13 protein-coding genes and 1 pseudogene are annotated in these 17,201 nt (G+C 72.1%); 7 read left to right on the top strand and 7 right to left on the bottom strand.

The genetic code is table 11. The features are described 5' to 3' along the window. Positions 1-223 precede the first annotated feature (223 nt). Together IG84_RS0136445 and IG84_RS0136440 are read left to right on the top strand one after the other, a co-directional pair. A complete protein-coding gene (locus tag IG84_RS0136445) occupies positions 224-871 on the top strand; it encodes a GNAT family N-acetyltransferase (RefSeq protein ID WP_031067486.1) in 648 nt (215 codons plus the stop codon). 46 nt (positions 872-917) lie between these two features. Then, positions 918-2,150 (top strand): winged helix-turn-helix domain-containing protein, encoded by a 1,233-nt coding sequence (locus IG84_RS0136440; protein ID WP_037801379.1) that lies wholly within the window; start codon positions 918-920, stop codon positions 2,148-2,150. Positions 2,151-2,265: 115 nt separating this feature from the next. On the opposite strand, the gene IG84_RS0136435 is transcribed toward IG84_RS0136440, so the two are convergent. The 7 genes from IG84_RS0136435 to mtnA form a co-directional block, all read right to left on the bottom strand. Next, a complete protein-coding gene (locus IG84_RS0136435) occupies positions 2,266-3,021 on the bottom strand; it encodes a response regulator (RefSeq protein WP_031067482.1) in 756 nt (251 codons plus the stop codon). Between the two features lie 233 nt (positions 3,022-3,254). Beyond that, a complete protein-coding gene (gene hpf, locus IG84_RS0136430; protein ID WP_031067480.1) occupies positions 3,255-3,950 on the bottom strand; it encodes a ribosome hibernation-promoting factor, HPF/YfiA family in 696 nt (231 codons plus the stop codon). A gap of 318 nt (positions 3,951-4,268) precedes the next feature. Continuing rightward, positions 4,269-4,988, bottom strand: a complete 720-nt coding sequence (locus IG84_RS0136425) for a ComF family protein (protein WP_031067478.1) — start codon at positions 4,986-4,988, stop codon at positions 4,269-4,271. Between the two features lie 216 nt (positions 4,989-5,204). Next, positions 5,205-6,977, bottom strand: a complete 1,773-nt coding sequence (locus IG84_RS0136420; protein WP_078649902.1) for an LpqB family beta-propeller domain-containing protein — start codon at positions 6,975-6,977, stop codon at positions 5,205-5,207. 76 nt (positions 6,978-7,053) lie between these two features. Continuing rightward, a complete protein-coding gene (gene mtrB / locus IG84_RS0136415; protein WP_281179410.1) occupies positions 7,054-9,126 on the bottom strand; it encodes an MtrAB system histidine kinase MtrB in 2,073 nt (690 codons plus the stop codon). A 64-nt stretch (positions 9,127-9,190) separates the two neighbouring features. Continuing rightward, entirely contained in the window at positions 9,191-9,868 is a 678-nt protein-coding gene (mtrA, locus tag IG84_RS0136410) for a two-component system response regulator MtrA (protein ID WP_030250475.1), read from the bottom strand. Beyond that, complete coding sequence (gene mtnA / locus IG84_RS0136405; RefSeq protein ID WP_031067471.1) at positions 9,865-11,037, bottom strand: S-methyl-5-thioribose-1-phosphate isomerase; 1,173 nt, start codon at positions 11,035-11,037, stop codon at positions 9,865-9,867. The genes mtrA and mtnA overlap by 4 nt, the downstream gene beginning before the upstream one ends. 251 nt (positions 11,038-11,288) lie before the next feature. Here mtnA and IG84_RS0136400 point away from each other — a divergent pair, with 251 nt between their 5' ends. The 5 genes and pseudogenes from IG84_RS0136400 (at position 11,289) to IG84_RS0136380 (ending at position 16,970) form a co-directional block, all read left to right on the top strand. After that, the gene (locus IG84_RS0136400; RefSeq protein WP_031067469.1) at positions 11,289-12,764 is read left to right on the top strand and encodes a DUF7544 domain-containing protein; all 1,476 of its coding nucleotides are present in this window, start codon (positions 11,289-11,291) and stop codon (positions 12,762-12,764) included. A 28-nt stretch (positions 12,765-12,792) separates the two neighbouring features. Further along, a complete protein-coding gene (locus IG84_RS0136395; RefSeq protein WP_078649897.1) occupies positions 12,793-13,461 on the top strand; it encodes a DUF4129 domain-containing protein in 669 nt (222 codons plus the stop codon). Further along, a pseudogene (locus IG84_RS38490) lies at positions 13,458-14,705 on the top strand (DUF4350 domain-containing protein). The gene IG84_RS0136395 and the pseudogene IG84_RS38490 overlap by 4 nt, the downstream one beginning before the upstream one ends. Continuing rightward, on the top strand, positions 14,686-15,651 hold the full coding sequence (locus tag IG84_RS0136385) for an AAA family ATPase (RefSeq protein WP_031067465.1): 966 nt from the start codon (positions 14,686-14,688) through the stop codon (positions 15,649-15,651). Before IG84_RS38490 ends, IG84_RS0136385 begins: the two are co-directional and overlap by 20 nt. A gap of 8 nt (positions 15,652-15,659) precedes the next feature. Beyond that, entirely contained in the window at positions 15,660-16,970 is a 1,311-nt protein-coding gene (locus tag IG84_RS0136380; RefSeq protein ID WP_031067463.1) for a DUF58 domain-containing protein, read from the top strand. Positions 16,971-17,201: the final 231 nt, after the last annotated feature.

Raw genomic sequence — 17,201 nt, 5'->3', positions numbered from 1 at the left:
CCGAAGGCCCCTGTCCCTTCTCCACAACTTTCCACGGCTCGCTAGGACACTGTCGGTCACCTCTCCTCGTCCTCTCGCTACGACAACGCGCGAGGCCCGCGGAAGGTGCCGCTGCACGGCCGGAACATGTTCCGGCTCACGCGCCGCGAAAGCGGGACCGGGCGCGCCCGTGGCGCAGCGTAATTCCTTCGCCCCCGCCGCGGCCAATACGCACACTGCTGCCATGGAACCCGTCACCCTCATCACCGAACGGCTCGTCCTGCGGCCCTTCCGCCCGGCCGACGCCGCGGCCGTGCACGCCGCCTGTCAGGACCCCGACATCCCGCGCTGGACGACCGTCCCCTCGCCGTACACGCGGGCGCACGCGGAGGACTTCGTCGGCCCGTTCACCGACCGCGGCTGGCGCGAGGACACCACGTACACCTTCGCCGTGACGCTCAAGGAGGACGGCCGTCCGGCGGGCGACGGCACGCTCGTGGGCTCGGCGGGCCTGGTCCGGATGAGCCGGCTCGCCGCGCCCGAACGGCAGGCCGAGCTCGGGTACTGGTCGGCCAAGGAGCAGCGCGGCCGCGGATACACCGTCGAGGCGGCCCGCGCCATCGTGCGCTGGGCGTTCACCGACCTCGGGGTGGAGCGCATGGAGTGGTACGCGGAGGCCGGCAACGAAGCGTCACGGGCGGTCGCCCTGAAGACCGGTTTCCGCATGGAGGGCACGATCCGCGCGAAGATCCCTCATGGCGGCACCCGCCGCGACGCCTGGGCCGCCTCCCTCCTCCCCTCCGACCTGGGCCTCCCCTCCGAGACGCCGTACCTGCCATACGAGGAACGAGCCGTCCGAGCCGCCGCACAGAAGCCCGCGGGGAACGATTGATCGATTCTCCGGGCCGTTGTCAGTGGCCGGTCCTACGCTGATCCGCATGACAGCCGTGCCCGCAGCGCAGCCCGTGACCAGCCTGTCCGCCGACGAAGCGCGCCGCCTCGCGCTGCGTGCCCAAGGGTTCCTGGGCGCGCCCGACCGCCGCGCGGGCGTGCGCGGCGTGCTGCGCCGGCTCGGTGCCGTCCAGCTCGACACGATCTCCGTGCTGGCCCGCTCCCACGAGCTCATCCCGTACGCCCGCCTCGGCCCGGTCGGCCGCCCGGCCGTGGAGTCGGCGTACTGGACCCCGCGCGCGGACGCGGACGGCGCCGACCCGGCGCCCGGCTCCCCGTACGAGCCGCACAGCTTCGAGTACTGGTCGCACGCCGCCTGCATCCTGCCGATCGAGGAGTGGCCGCACTTCGCGTTCCGGCGCCGGGCCATGCGGGCACGCGGCCACCGCTGGCACGTCATGCAGGACTCCGAGCGCTCCTGCGCCGCCGTCCTGGACCGCCTCAAGGCCGACGGCCCGCTCACCACGACCCAGCTCGGCGGCGGGCGGAACGGCGGGGAGTGGTGGGACTGGTCCGAGACGAAGATCGCGGTGGAGTGGCTCCTCGACACCGGTGAGGTGGTCTGCACCGAGCGCCGCGGCTGGAAGCGGGTGTACGACCTCGCCGAGCGCGCCGTTCCCGACGCCCTGCTGCACGACCGCATCGACGACACGGAGTGCGTGCGCCGCCTCGTCGCGCAGGCCGGCGCGGCCCTGGGCGTGGCCACTCGCGCGGACCTGGCGGATTATCACCGCCTCAAGGGCGAGCAGGTCAGCGCGGTCATCGAGGACACGGGGCTGGTGCCGGTCGAGGTCGAGGGGTGGGGGAAGCCCGCCTGGGCCGACCCGGCCGCGCTGGCCGGGCCGCCGCGCGGCCGGCACCGCACGACGCTGCTCTCGCCGTTCGACTCACTGATCTGGGACCGCCCGCGCACGGAGCGGATCTTCGGCTTCACGCACCGGCTGGAGGCGTATGTCCCCAGGCCCAAGCGGATACACGGTTACTTCGCCATGCCCCTGCTCGCCGGCGGCAAGCTGATGGGCCGGGTCGACCCGGCCCGCGAGGGCACGACGCTGGTCGCCCGGCAGGTCTCGATGCAGGGCCCCAAGGCCGTGCGCCCCATGGCTCAGGCCCTGGTGGAGGCCGCCGCCTGGGTCGACTGCGACACCGTGCGCATCGACCGCTGCGACGACCCGGCGCTGCTCGCCGCCCTCACCACCGAACTGTCCCGGCTGACGTGAGGCGGGGCACGGGGGACGCGGCGGACACGGCGGGGCCCGTCGGCGGATGGTCGCTCCGCTGACGGGCCCGATCGCTACGCGTCCGGCTGACGGTCCCCCGCCGGTGCGTGCCCGGCTAGCGGATCTCCAGAATCTTCTCGCGCATCGCGTACACGACCGCCTCCATCCGGGAGTGCAGCTGCAGCTTCTCCAGGATGTTGCGGACGTGGTTCTTCACGGTGTTCTCGGAGATGAACAGTTCCTTGGCGATGTCGCGGTTGTTCATCCCCGTGGCGACGAGCTTCAGCACTTCCAGCTCGCGGTCGGTGAGCCGCGGCGCCGGAACGAGCCGCCGCTCGTCCGTCCGCTGGATCATCGACTTGAACTCCGTGAGGAGTTTGGACGCCATGGAGGGGCTGATCTGCGACTGTCCGTCCGCGACCGCGCGAATGGCCGTGGCCACCTCGTCGGTGGAGATCTCCTTGAGGAGATACCCCGTGGCGCCCGCCTTGATCGCGTCGTAGAGGTCGGCCTCCTCGTCGCTGATCGTCAGCATGATGATCTTCGCGCTGGGGGCTACTTCCTTGATGGAGGTGCACGCCTCGATACCGCCCCGCCGGGGCATCCGGACGTCCATCAGCACAATGTCCGGCAGCAGGTCAGCGGCCTTGTCCACGGCCTCCGCGCCGTCCCCGGCCTCGCCGACGACCTGGATGTCCTCTTCCTGGGCCAGCACGATCTCCAGGCCCCGCCGGAAGAGCGCATGATCGTCCACCACCAGGACTCTGATCGGCTCCTTGCGGGACGCTGCCGCGTCCGAGCCGGCATCGTCGGTCGCGCCGACACCGTCATCGTCCGCTTCATCGCGCACGGGCCCGAAGCTGTCCCCCATCGTTCCTCCCCGTCAACTACTCGGCCCGGAGGGCCTGAGCTTTCTCATAAGGCTGGTTGACAACAGCCCGCTACGGCCAGCCCGATCAGCGCCATACACACATCGTCTCCCCGGCATGTCGCCGCTTCGTGCCTGAACACCCTGGCCGCACAGACACTATACGGTCTCAACTCCTGCTCACAGCGGCCACAATGGCGCCCCCGGCGTGCGCCGGGGGCACCTCGGGAGTGGCGTCAGCCGCCGAGCGCCCCACCGGCGTCGGTGGGCGCTCCGTCCGCGAACGGATCGGAGTTCAGACGGATGACGCCGTAGTCGTATGCGTGCCTCCGGTAGACCACGCTGGGCTGCTTGGTGTCGGCGTCGACGAAGAGATAGAAGTCGTGTCCGACCAACTCCATCTCGTAAAGCGCCTGGTCGAGGGCCATGGGCGCCGCGGAGTGGGTCTTCTCGCGGACGATCAGGGGGCCTTCGCCCTGGACCTCCAGCGACCCGATCCGGGTGGTCGGCACCTTCTCCTCGGCGGTCGCTTCCTCGCCGGCCAGTTCGCCGTTGGTGTTGAGCCGCGCCGCGTCCGGGACGCTGACGGCGACGTCGCTCGCCGGAATGCGTCCGCTGCCGCGCCGCGAGTGTCGCTTGTCGTGCTGCTTACGGAGTCGCGCCTCGAGCTTGGCCGTGGCCAGATCGAGCGCGGCGTACGGGTCGGCGGCAGCCGCCTCGGCCCGGACCACCGGGCCACGGGAGCGGAGAGTGATCTCCACCCGGTCGGAACGGTCGGCCTGTCGCGGGTTGGGCTCCTTGGACACCTCGACGTCCAGGCTGATCACCTTGCCGTCGAGCTTCTGGACCTTGTCCAGCTTCAGCTTCTCGGCCACGTGCTTGCGGAACCGCTCGGGCACCTCGGTCTTGCGGCCCTTGACGACGATGTCCACGCAGAACTCCGTTCCCGGATCGCTCCGCTCGGTGGGCGGAGCAATTCCTTCTTGCACCAGGCCCCGGTGATTGCCGAAGCCTCGGACTTGGCGACTTTCACCTCCTTCTCCCCCACGTACCAGGACTCCACTCCAGCCGTTTTCAGCATCTCTGCCGGCACCACGAATCGCACCTATCCGGCATACGAGGCAAAGCGTCTGCCAAGTCCTCACAACCGAACATAGCTCGCTTGGGGGGTTGTCGGCACCCCCTCACGGGGGCCAGCTCCGTTTGAGTGATTTTTTGCCCTCAGTACCTGCAACGATGAATTTTCTCGGTCAGTTCCAATTGATTTCGAAAGCACCGGGCGAGGCCGCTACGACAGCCGCTCCCGTCACCCTCCCTCCTGCCGCTCTGACCGCCCGCGACGCCTCGGCCAGCGACGCTCCGGTGGTCATCAGGTCGTCCACCAGCACCACCCGCCCGCCGTCCAGCAGCCGGCAGGCGCCGGCGATCTCCAGCGCACCGGCGAGATTCAGCTGCCGCTGCCGCGCGCCGAGCCCCGCCTGATCGATCACCGCCCGCCGCTGCCGCAGCGCGGCCAGCACCCGCGCCCCGCTCCCGCCGCGCCGCAGCTCCCGCGCCGCCGCCAGCGCGATCCTGCGCACCGGATCGTGTCCCCGCCCGGCCACGGCGCTCCGGGCGGACGGCACGGGTATCAGCAGCAGGGGCCCCGGACCGGCCTGCAGGCCCCGCACGGCGCCCGCCAGCGCCCCGCCCAGCGGCGCGGCCAGGGCCAGCGCACCGCGCTCCTTGTGCGCGAGCAGCACCGCCCGTACCGCGTCGGCATACGCGGCCGCCGCGTACACCCTCGGCAGCCCCGGCGGCGCCGGGCTCGGCCGCACCCGCCGCGGCCCACGCCGCCTCCCGGCCGTCTGCCCGCCCCCGGCGCACAGCGACCGCCTGCATTCCTCGCACAGCTCCGTCCGCGGCCGGCCGCACCCCGCGCAGCCGACCGGCAGAACCAGCCCGGCGAATTCCCGCCACAACCCCCGCATGTCTCCACTGTCCCGCCCCCGCCGCCTGCCCACCACCCCTGTGGATAACTTCCGTGGACCGCCCGGAAGCAGCGCAGAAAAAGGCCGCTTGACCTGCGGAAATGTGCTCTGGTGGGTTGCAAAGGACGGGACGGGCTCGATCGCTCCGCCCCGACTCGTCACCGACCCGACGCGACTCGGCTCGCCCTCGGCCCCGGCTCATGCCGGCGGCCCGGCTCAGCCCGGGTAGACCGGTGCCGTGCCGCGTGTCGCCACCGTCTTCCAGTTCGCGTCGACCGGCAGCCGGACGATGCCCTCGTCCGCGTCCGCGATCAGTGGCCTGGTCTCGTCCTCCGAGGCCGCCACCGCCTCGACGCCGTTCACACCGGGCAGCGTCTGCGTGTTGGACGCGGAACCGTCCGTCTCCATGAACTGCATCTGCTGCACCCCGCCGGACTCCCGGCCGACCACGACCAGCCGGCTGTCGCCCGCCCAGGAAGCGGCCACCACGTCTTCGAGCTGCGGCGCGATCGGGCGCAGCGCCTGTACGGACAGCTTGGGGTTCATCGCCGTACCGCCGCGTTCCACCCGGCCGAGCTGCAGGGTCGTCCGTCCCTTGTCCTCGATGAGCATCGCGATCCGGATGCCGTCGGACGCCACCCTGATCGACTTGATGCGCCGCTTGCCGAGCCCGGGAACCGCGACTTCCTGCGGCTCGCCCTTGCCCGACCGCAGCCGCAGCAGCCGCGACCCGTCGCCGTCCCGGTCCGCGATCCAGAGATCGCCCAGGCCGTCCCAGCTCGGCGCGGTCAGCCCGTCCGTCTCGTTCTTCGCCTTGCTGCGCAGCCGTACCTCGGCCCGCTTGGACATCTCGTCCAGGGCGGCGACGTACAGCGCGCGTCCGTTCAGCGAGACGCCGGCCGCGGTTTCCTCGCCGTGTGCCACGCCCACCGAGCGCAGCGCGATCTTCCCCGTACCGAGTGGCCCCGGCACCGGGGTCGCGTCGGTCGCGGTGTCCGTCATGCTGACCACCCGGTGGTCACCGTCGACGTAGTACTCCAGCGCGGTGTGCCGGACCCGGGCCTGCTGGCCGAAACGGTCCGCCGCCTCTTCCTGCTTCAGCTTGCACAGCGAGTCGCCGCTGTTCTTCTGGAGCTCCACCTCGCTGACCTTCGAAGCGCGCGCCATGCCCTGCACCGTGAAGAGCACCTGGGCGGCCATCCGGCGGCACTGGTTGCCGTCCGCACCGGTCGCCTCCTTGCTGAGCCGTACCCGCAACGCGTTGGAGTCGTCCAGCGTCAGAGTGGGCCGCGTGACGTGCGTGTCCCTCGGGAACGCGGAAACCGCCACCTGGTGCAGCCAGTTGGTCGGCCCTTGCAGCAGCGCGTTCACGCTGGCCGTGACGGGATCTATCCGCTGCCGGAGGTACACGGGGTCGGCGACGAGCACGTCCTTGCCCGCCCTCGGCTCCCCGGCCTCGGACTTGTAGGACGCGAAGTAGTACTTGTTGACGGGCTGGTAGATGCGCTGGAAGTCCGGCAGCCCCAGCACCAGCCCGTTCGGCAGCCGGTCGATGCGCCACTGCCCCTTCTCACGGACCAGGTGCATCGTCTCGTGGTACGCCTTCTCCTGGGGCGTGTAGGCGTGCTTGCGGTCCACCGTGGCCACCTGTGTGCCCTCGAGCGTGACGGTGAAGCCCTTGGCGTCCTCGCGGTTGGCCGGGATGCCCTCCGGGGCGGCCTTGGGGCGCTCCTGGAGGACCTTGGTGGTCGCGAACGGCTGCCAGGTCTTGCGGGCGGGCGCCGCCAGATACTGCTTGGCCGTGCGGAGGTTGGCCTCGTCACTGGTCAGCGCGTCGAGGAAGCCGCGCACGATGTCGGTCGGCTGCGCCCCGTCCTGCGGCGGCACGCCGTAGACCCGCACCTGCGAGTCGGCGTCCGCGCGGGATGCCTGGTCGACCGGCAGCGATTCGCCCTCGTCCGGCATCGACGCGCACCCGGCCAGCAGCATCGCCCCGGTGGCGAGCACCGCGACGGTACGGAGGCGGCGGCCCCGGTGTCGCCTTCCGGCGCGGCCGCGACCGCGATCAGCGCCGATCACGTAGCTCGTCCTCCCGTTCCTCGCCGTCCCGGGCCTCACCCGTGCGGGCAGGTGCGTCCGTACCCGTATGGCGGTGCGCGTCCGTGGTGTCGCCGGCCGGCGCCTCCTTGGGCCCCGCCCCGTTCGATCCCGCCCCGTGGTGCGCAGCACCGCTGTACACGGTGCCACTGTGCACAGTGCCGCCCTGCGCCGTCCCGTTGTGCGCGGGGCCGCCGTGCGACGCGTCCGGGGTGCCTGTGGCGCCGTTCCCGGACTGGGCCGGGACCGTGATCACGGGCTTGCGTGCCTCGATGGCGCGGTGCCCGGCCGCGCGGCTACGGGCACGGTTGCGCCGCGAGTCCTCCGGCTCCAGGGGGATCGGCGAGCCGCGCAGCGCCTCGCCCGCCGTACGCGGCAGCGTCAGCCGGAACTGGGAACCGCCGCCCGGCTCGCCCCACGCCTGGAGCCAGCCGCCGTGCAGCCGGGCGTCCTCGACCGCGATGGACAGGCCGAGGCCCGTGCCGCCGGTCGTACGGGCCCGGGCCGGGTCGGCGCGCCAGAACCGGTTGAAGACCCGCGTCGCCTCTCCGGGCCGCAGCCCGACGCCGTAGTCGCGCACCGCGATGGCCACCGCGCCGCCGCTCCGGCCGCCCGCGGAGGCCAGCCGTACGACGATGTCCCGGCCCTCGCCGTGCTCGACCGCGTTGACCACCAGGTTGCGCAGCACCCGCTCCACACGCCGGGCGTCCGCCTCGGCGATCACCGGATACTCGGCGCCGCGCACGACGATGCGGCTGCCCTTGGCCTCGGCCAGCGGCTCTGCGCCCTCGATGACCCGGTTGACGACGTCCCGGAGGTCTATCGGCTCGGCTTCCAGCGCGGCCGCCCCCGCGTCGAACCGGCTGATCTCCAGCAGGTCCGCCAGCAGCGACTCGAACCGGTCGAGCTGCCCGCGCAGCAGCTCGGCCGAGCGCGCGGTCGCCGGATCGAAGTCCTCGCGCGCGTCGTGGATGAGGTCGGCGGCCATTCGTACGGTCGTCAGCGGCGTCCGCAGTTCGTGCGACACGTCGGACACGAAGCGGCGCTGCATCCGGGAGAGCGCCTCCAGCTGCTGGATCTTGCTCTGGAGGTTCTGCGCCATCTTGTTGAACGATTCACCGAGCCGCGCGATGTCGTCCTCGCCGGTGACCTTCATCCGCTCCTGCAGCAGGCCGGCGGCCAGCCGCTCGGAGATCCCCGCGGCCATCCGTACCGGGGTGACGACCTGCCGCACCACCAGCCACGCGATCGCGCCGAGCAGCACCACGACGAAGACCCCGGCCGTGGCGAGGGTGCCCTTCACGAGGCTGAGCGACTTCTCCTCCTGGCTGAAGGAGAACAGGTAGTAGAGCTGGTACGGGTTGCTGTTGACGTCGTCCAGCCGCTTGCCGATGACCAGCGCGGGCTCGCCCTCGTCCGACCCGACCCGCTTGATCTGGGTGTACTCGCGGTACGTACCCGCCTTCTTGTCCAGCTTCCGGCGCATCTCCGCCGGCACGCTCCGCTCCGGGTCCACGTCGCCCGAAGCACGCGGACCGCGGATACCGGGGCTGTCGTCCACGAACGGCTGCTCGACAGCCGAGTCCGAGCTCAGCGCGACCACCGAGAACACGCCCTGGCCGCCGCTGGCGAGCTGCTCGACCAGGCTGGTGAGCCAGGTCGCGGAGTCCTGCGCGCCGCGGTTCCCGGGGCGCTGGGTGTCGTCCCCGCGGATGTCACCGGCGCCGTCGGCCATCTGCTGCGCCACGGCGAAGCCGCCTGCGGCCTGGCTCTGCGCGGCCTGCCGCTTGGCGTCCAGCAGGCCGTTCCGCACCTGTCCGATGACCACGAGGCCGAGCAGCAGCACCACGCCCAGCGACATCAGCAGGGTCGTCGCGACGACCCGTAGCTGGATGTTGCGCCGCCACAGCCGCATGGCGGGCAGCAGCGGCCGGCGCACCCAGCGGCCGATGAGGCGCAGCATGGGGTGGACCGGCCCGGTGGCCGCCCCGTCGGGCAGCAGCTGCTGCCCGCCTCGCACGAAGCGCTCGAAGAAGGACATGTCATCCGCCGCGTCAGCGGCCCGCCCCCGCGTCCCCTCCGGAGCCGAACCGTCCCGGAGCATGTCAGCTGGGCCCGGCCTTGTAGCCGACGCCACGCACCGTCACCACGATCTCCGGCCGCTCCGGGTCCTTCTCGACCTTCGAGCGCAGCCGCTGCACGTGGACGTTGACCAGCCGGGTGTCCGCGGCATGGCGGTATCCCCAGACCTGCTCCAGCAGCACCTCGCGGGTGAAGACCTGCCACGGCTTGCGCGCCAGCGCGACCAGCAGGTCGAACTCCAGCGGCGTCAGCGCTATCGACTGCCCGTCCCGCTTCACGGAGTGCCCCGCCACGTCGATGACCAGGTCACCGATGGCGAGCTGCTCCGGCGCCGGCTCCTCGGACCTGCGCAGCCGTGCCCGGATCCGTGCCACCAGCTCCTTGGGCTTGAACGGTTTGACGATGTAATCGTCCGCACCCGACTCCAGACCGACCACCACATCGACGGTGTCGCTCTTGGCCGTGAGCATCACGATCGGCACCCCGGACTCGGCCCGGATCAGCCGGCACACCTCGATGCCGTCCCGTCCGGGCAGCATGAGGTCGAGCAGTACAAGGTCGGGCTTGGCCTCGCGGAACGCGGCGAGCGCCTTGTCGCCGTCCGACACGAACGACGGTTCAAAGCCTTCGCCGCGCAGCACGATGCCGAGCATCTCTGCCAGTGCGGTGTCGTCGTCGACGACCAGGACGCGTCCCTTCATTCGGCCATCATCCCATTACCTGATCGTGACTTAGCGAATCGTGACGTGGAACACACTTCCGCCAGGCTGTCACGAGTGACCGGAGAGACCACACCGGCCTCGGTCACGATCGCGGTCACCAGCTCCGCCGGAGTGATGTCGAAGGCCGGGTTGTAAGCCTGCGCGCCCAGCGGCGCCACCGGAACTCCGACGCCCGCCTCCATCCCCGTGGCGAGTACATGCGGCAGGGAGATTTCGGTCACTTCGTGCCCGGCCCGCTGCTCCACCTCGATCAACGCGCCCTCCTCGGTCTCCGGATCCAGCGTCGTGGTGGGGGCGACCACCACGAACGGCACGTGGTGATAGCGCGCCAGCACGGCCAGCGGATAGCTGCCCACCTTGTTGGCGACCGCGCCGTCCGCCGCGATCCGGTCCGCGCCGATCAGTACGGCATCCACCTCGCCCGCCGCGAAGAGCGACCCCGCCGCCCCGTCGGGCAGCACTGTGTACGCCATGCCCGCCCGCGACGCTTCGTACGCGGTCAGCCGCGCACCCTGCAGCAGCGGCCGGGTCTCGCCCACCCACAGGCGTCGCAGCTCTCCCACCCGGTGCGCCGCCAGCGCCACCGCGAAGGCGGTGCCCTCGCCCCCGGAGACCAGCGCTCCCGAGTTGCAGTGCGTGAGGATGCGGTGACCGCCGCCCGGCAACAGCTCACCGAGCAGCGCCATCCCGTGCTCCGCCATCCGCGTGCTGGCCCGCGCGTCCTCGGCGTGCACCGCCCTGGCCTCTGCCAGCGCGGCCCCCGCGGCCTCCTCGGGCGACTGCCCGGCGGCCAGCGCCGCGTCGTACGCCGCCACCGCGCGCCGTACGCCGTACTCGAGGTTGACGGCGGTCGGCCGGACATACGCCAGGCTCTCCGCGGCATCGGCCACGTCGAACCCGCGGGCGGCCGCCAGCGCGACGCCGTACGCACCGGCGATCCCCAGCAGCGGAGCGCCCCGCACCGCCAGCGTCCGGATCGCCTCGACCAGAGCCGGTACGTCCGTGCACACCAACTCGGTTTCTTCCGCGGGCAATCGTGTCTGGTCCAACAGGACCACCACTGGCCCTTCGGGCAGCTCCTCCCAGCGCAACGCAGGGACTGCAGGCGCCGCGGCGCCCGCCTGACGTACTCCGTACGCATCGGCCATCCGCCCAGTCTGCCGTCAGCGGCGGGGCAAACATAAGGTCCCCCCTCGGGACCCGGACAGTCTTCGGGATCCGGACGGCCTTCAGGACCGGGACAGCCGCCGGAACAACCGGAACTTCTCCGGCCGGTACCGGAACCTCGCTTCCTGACAAGGGGGCCGGTACGAAACCGGACTTGCCATGGCACGATGACTGGCACCGCGGACCCCGGAACCCGACCGCCGCCGCGGACGGGCAGTGTGAAGGAGCGACGATGAACAACTCTCCGGGCTGGGCCTCGCCCGGATCCTCCCCCTCCGACGAGCCGGACCGCGGCCCCCAGGAGCAGCCCACCCCGCCCGAGCAGCCCACCGGCACGCAGCCCGCGGACGCGGACGCCTCGGCGACCGAGCAGGGGACGGCGGATCAGCAGCAGGCGCCCACGCCCCAGCAGACCACCGATCAGCAGTCTTCGCCTGGTCAGCAGTCTTCGCCCGCATCGCAGCAGACGGCGGGTCAACCGCCCTCCGCTCAGTGGGCCAAGGACCAGCCGCCGGCCGGCCAGTGGTCCGCACCCAGCGGCGGAGCGCCGACCGAAGGGGCGCCGGGCAGCGGCCCCCAGGACGGCGCTCCCGGCGCCGGGCGCGGCTGGGGTGGTCAGCAGGGCTGGAACGGGCAGCCCGGCCCCGGCGGCGCCAACTGGGGCGGCGGCAGGCCCGGGTGGGGCGGCGCATGGTCCCCGCCGCCTCCTGCGGCCAAGCCCGGCGTCATCCCGCTGCGCCCGCTCGGCGTCAACGAGATCCTCGACGGCGCCGTGGCCACGATGCGGGCGCACTGGCGCACCATGATGGGCATCTCGCTCGTCGTCGCGGTGATCACGCAGGCCGTCGCCACGGTCGTGACGGGCGTGTGGTTCCAGGGCACCGACAACATGACCCTCGGGACCGACCCGAGCGCGGACGTCGACGAGGTCATGCGCGAGGCCGGCGGCCAGCTCGCCGCCAGCGGCATCACTTGGTTCATCGCCATGCTCGGCACGGTGATCGTCACCGCGCTGATCACCATCGTCGTCAGCCGTGCCGTCCTGGGCCGCTCGGTCTCCGCCGGCGAGGCATGGCGCGACTCGCGTCGGCAACTGCCCCGCCTCTTCGGCCTGCTCCTCCTGCTGCCTCTGCTCATCTCGGCCGTCATCACGGTCGGCCTGGTGCCCGGCATCCTCGTCGCCGTACTCGGCTCGGCACCGGCCGGTGTGGCGCTCGCGCTGCTCGGCGGGCTCGCCGGCCTGGTCGCCGGGGTCTGGCTCTGGATCTGCTACTGCCTCGCCGCCCCGGCCCTGATGCTCGAGAAGCAGGGCGTCATCACGTCCATGCGCCGCTCCGCCAAGCTCGTACGCGGCGCCTGGTGGCGCGTGCTGGGCATCCAGCTGCTCACCGTACTGATCGTGGTGATCGTGGAGTTCATCGTCCAGATCCCGGCCACCATCATCGCCTTCGTGCTCAGCGGAGAGGGCGCCACGAGCTGGATGACCGGCAACGCCACCACCGGCTGGACCTTCCTGATCGTGGTCGGCATCGGCGCCGTGATCAGCTCGACCGTCACCTTCCCGATCAGCGCCGGCGTCACCGCGCTGCTGTACATGGACCAGCGGATCCGGCGCGAGGCCCTCGACCTGGAACTGGCGCGCGCGGCCGGGCTCCCCGGCTACGGCGCCGACGAGGCCCCCGCTTCCGGCGCCACTCCCGGGAGCTGATGCGGTGCCGGCCGGGGGGAGAGTCGCCGTGCTCGCGCAGCACCTCGCGGGCACCGGCGACGACGTGCCCGTACAGATCCCGCGCGGTCCTGCCCGCGAGGCGGCGGAACGCGAACTGTCCAAGCCGCGGTACCACGAGTACGACCCCAACCCGCTCCAGCGCGCCCTCAATTGGTTCTGGCAGCGCATCGACGACCTCTTCAGCGCGGCCGCCGGAGTGGCCCCCGGCGGCTGGGTCGGACTGCTCGTCGTCGTCCTGGTGGTCCTGCTGCTGATCGTCGCCCTCCGGCTGCGGCTCGGCGCACTGCGCCGCACGCCCACCACCGCCGCCGCGCTCTTCCCCGACCGGCTCCGCACCGCCGCCGAGCACCGTACGGCCGCGGAAACGCACGCCGCACGCAGCGACTGGACACCCGCCGCCCAGGAACGGATGCGCGCGATCGTCCTCGCCCTGGAGGAACGCGCGCTGCTCACACCGGCACCGGGACGCACCGCCGACGAGGCGGCCACCGAGGCCGGCCGCGCCTTCCCGGCCCACGCCGACCGGCTGCGCGCAGCCGCCCGGACCTTCGACGGCATCACATACGGCCGCCGCCCCGGCACCGCCGAGGAGTACGCCCTCCTCAGCACCCTGGACACCGACCTGAGCCAGGCAAAGCCGGACCTCGCCAACTCCCGGCCCGGAGCCGCCGGATGACTGCTCCGACCGCGTACTCCACCTCCGTGTCGCCCACCGCCGCCAGGATCTGGGCGCGCTCCCGCGGTCTGCTGATCGCGCTCCTCGTCCTCGCCCTGGGCGGCATCACCATCGCCGCGCTGAAGTCCGGCGAACAGCACGGCCGCCTCGACCCACGCTCCGCCGACCCCACCGGCAGCCGCGCCCTCGCCACCCTGCTGTCCGAACGGGGCGTCAGCACCCGCGTCGTCACCAGCACCGCCGAGGCCGCCGCCGCGGCAGGCCCTGACACCACCCTGCTGGTCACCAACCCGAACCTGCTGACCGACCGGCAGCTCAACGCCCTGCGTACGGCCACCGAACGCGCCACCGCCCGCACCGTCCTCCTCGCCCCCGACCAGGTGGCGCTCGACGCGCTGGCCCCCGGCACCCGGGCCGCGGAGCCCACCGACACCACCGTGCGTGCACCGGACTGCACCCTGCCCGCCGCCCGCCGCGCCGGCGACGCCGACCTCGGCGGGGTCCGCTACCGCACCTCCGCACCCGATGCCGACCGCTGCTACCTCGTCGACGGCCTGCCCACCCTGCTCCGCCTGCCGGACGACGCGACGGGTGGCACCGATCGGGCCGCCGGCGACACCGTGCTGCTCGGCTCCCCCGAACTCTTCTACAACCACCGCCTTGCCGAACGGGGCAACGCCTCCCTCGCCCTGCAACTCCTCGGTTCGCACCGTCATCTGGTCTGGTAACTCCCCTCCGTCAGTGATCCCGCGACCGCCCAGAACAGCGAGCGCTCCTTCCTCGACCTCATCCCCTTCGGCTGGCGCTGGGGACTGCTGCAGCTGGCCATCGCCGCCGTACTCACCGCCCTCTGGCGGGCCCGCCGGCTCGGCCCACTCGTCCCCGAACGGCTGCCCGTCACCGTGCCCGCAGCCGAGACGACCGAGGGCCGCGCCCGCCTCTACCAGCAGGCCGACGCCCGCGACCAGGCCGCCACCGTCCTGCGCTCCGCCACCCGCACCCGGCTGGCTCCCCTCATCGGTGTGCCTCCCCCCGACGTCCACACCGCGGACGTCCTCGTCCCGGCCGTCGCCGCCCGCCTCGCCTCGCGCGGCGAATCCGGTACGGCCCTGCACGCCCTGCTCTTCGGCCCCGCGCCCGACGACGACAAGGCCCTGGTCCAGCTGGCCGACCAACTCGACGACCTCAAACGCTCGATCCTTCTCCAAGAGAGGCACGCACCTCGTGAGCACCCCGACAGCTGACCGCGCCCGCGCTTCCCTCGAGGCCCTGCGCACCGAGATCGCCAAGGCAGTCGTCGGCCAGGACCCCGCAGTCACCGGCCTGGTCGTCGCGCTGCTCTGCCGAGGCCACGTACTGCTCGAAGGCGTGCCCGGCGTCGCCAAGACCCTGCTCGTCCGCTCCCTCGCGGCAGCGCTCGACCTGGGTACGAAGCGCGTCCAGTTCACCCCTGACCTGATGCCGAGCGACGTCACCGGCTCACTCGTCTACGACGCGCGCACCGCCGAGTTCTCGTTCCAGCCGGGCCCCGTCTTCACCAACATCCTGCTCGCTGACGAGATCAACCGGACTCCGCCCAAGACCCAGGCATCCCTCCTCGAAGCCATGGAGGAGCGCCAGGTGACGGTGGACGGAACGCCCCGGCCCCTCCCCGAGCCGTTCCTGGTCGCCGCGACCCAGAACCCGGTGGAGTACGAGGGCACGTATCCGCTGCCCGAGGCCCAGCTCGACCGCTTCCTGCTCAAGCTGACGGTCCCGCTGCCTGCCCGTCAGGACGAGATCGGCATCCTCACCCGGCATGCCGAGGGCTTCAGCCCGCGCGATCTGGCCTCCGCGGGGCTACGCCCGGTCGCCGGCGCCGCCGACCTCGAGGCCGCCCGGGCCGCCGTAGCGAAGACCGCGGTGTCCCCCGACATCGCCGCCTACATCGTCGATATCTGCCGTGCCACGCGTGAGTCCCCCTCGCTCTCCCTCGGCGTTTCCCCCCGAGGTGCCACTGCACTGCTGTCCACCGCCCGCGCCTGGGCCTGGCTGACCGGCCGCGATTACGTCATTCCCGACGACGTCAAAGCCCTGGCCCTGCCCACCTTGCGCCACCGCGTCCAGCTCCGTCCCGAGGCGGAGATGGAAGGAGTCACGGCCGACTCCGTCATCTCCGCGGTCCTCGCCCACCTCCCCGTCCCCCGCTGAGCCGCGCCATGGCCCTTACCGGACGCACCGCGCTCCTGGCGGCGATCAGCGCGCTCCTCGTCGGACTCCTGCTCCCCGGCTGGACCGGCATTCTCACCGTCCAACTCACCTTGCTTGCAGCAATTCTGTGCGACCTTTCACTCGCCGCGCCAGTGCGAAAGCTGCAGTTCACCCGTACCGGGGACACATCAGTTCGACTCGGTGACGCTGTCCCCACGCACCTCACCATCACCAATCCCACCGGGCGTCCCTTGCGTGCCGACCTCCGCGACGCCTGGCCGCCCAGCGCTTTCCACCCCGGCACCGAGTTCGACGAATCCCGGCACCGCCTCCGCGTCCCCGCGTCCGAGCGCCGCCGCGTCACCACGACCCTGCGTCCCACCCGCCGCGGCGAGCACCGCGCCGTCCGCATCACTGTCCGCTCGTACGGACCGCTCGGCCTGGCCGCCCGCCAGGGCAGCCACCAGGTCCCCTGGGTCGTCCGCGCGCTGCCCCCCTTCACCAGTCGCAAGCACCTCCCCGCCAAGCTCGCCCGCCTGCGCGAGCTCGACGGCCGGACCAGCATCCTGACCCGCGGCGAAGGCACCGAGTTCGACAGCCTCCGCGACTACACCCCCGGAGACGACACCCGCTCCATCGACTGGCGCGCCACCGCTCGCCAGCAGACCGTTGCCGTACGCACCTGGCGCCCGGAACGCGACCGCCACATCCTCCTCGCCCTGGAAACCGGCCGTACGTCGGCCGGCCGCGTCGGGGACATTCCCCGCCTCGACGCCTCCATGGACGCGGCCCTGCTCCTCGCAACGCTGGCCTCGCGCGCCGGCGACCGCGTCGATCTGCTCGCCTACGACCGCCGTGTACGCGCCGCCGTACAGGGCCGCACCGCCCGCGACCTCCTCCCCGCGCTCACCGACGCGCTGACCCCGCTCGAGCCTGAGCTCGTCGAGGCCGACGCCCGGGGCCTGGCCGCGGCGATCCGCCGCAGCGCACCGCGCCGCTCCCTCATCGTGCTGTTCACCGGCCTCGATGCCGCGCCGGTCGAGCAGGGGCTGCTCCCCGTCCTCCCCGGCCTCACGCAGAACAACGAGATCATCGTGGCCGCGGTGGCCGACCCGCACATCGAGAGCATGGCCGCCCGCCGCCATTCCCCGGCGGATGTCTATGCGGCAGCCGCCGCGGAGCGCACCCGCGCCGAACGGCAACGCACCGCCGACCGTCTCCGCGGCCAAGGCGTCACCGTCGTCGACGCCACGCCGGCTCTCTTGGCTCCGGAACTGGCCGACACGTACCTGGCTCTCAAGGCTTCGGGGCGGCTCTGAGAGGACGGCTGAGGGGCGGTCCAGGGGGTGTGGTGCAGGGGGTGTGGTGCAGGGGCTTGTCAGAGACAAGGCCCCGGACGCACGAGCCGGTCGTCCTGGTTCTCTCGCTGCCATGGGGCCTGGGGCCTAAAAGCAGAAAAGCCCCGCACCATACGGTGCGGGGCTTTCCCACAATGATTGTTCGGCGGCGTCCTACTCTCCCACAGGGTCCCCCCTGCAGTACCATCGGCG

The sequence above is a fragment of the Streptomyces ochraceiscleroticus genome (assembly GCF_000720485.1).
Taxonomy (GTDB): domain Bacteria; phylum Actinomycetota; class Actinomycetes; order Streptomycetales; family Streptomycetaceae; genus Streptomyces; species Streptomyces ochraceiscleroticus.
The sequence above is the reverse complement of the archived record's forward strand: the minus strand, read 5'-3'. Positions and strand labels throughout refer to the sequence as shown.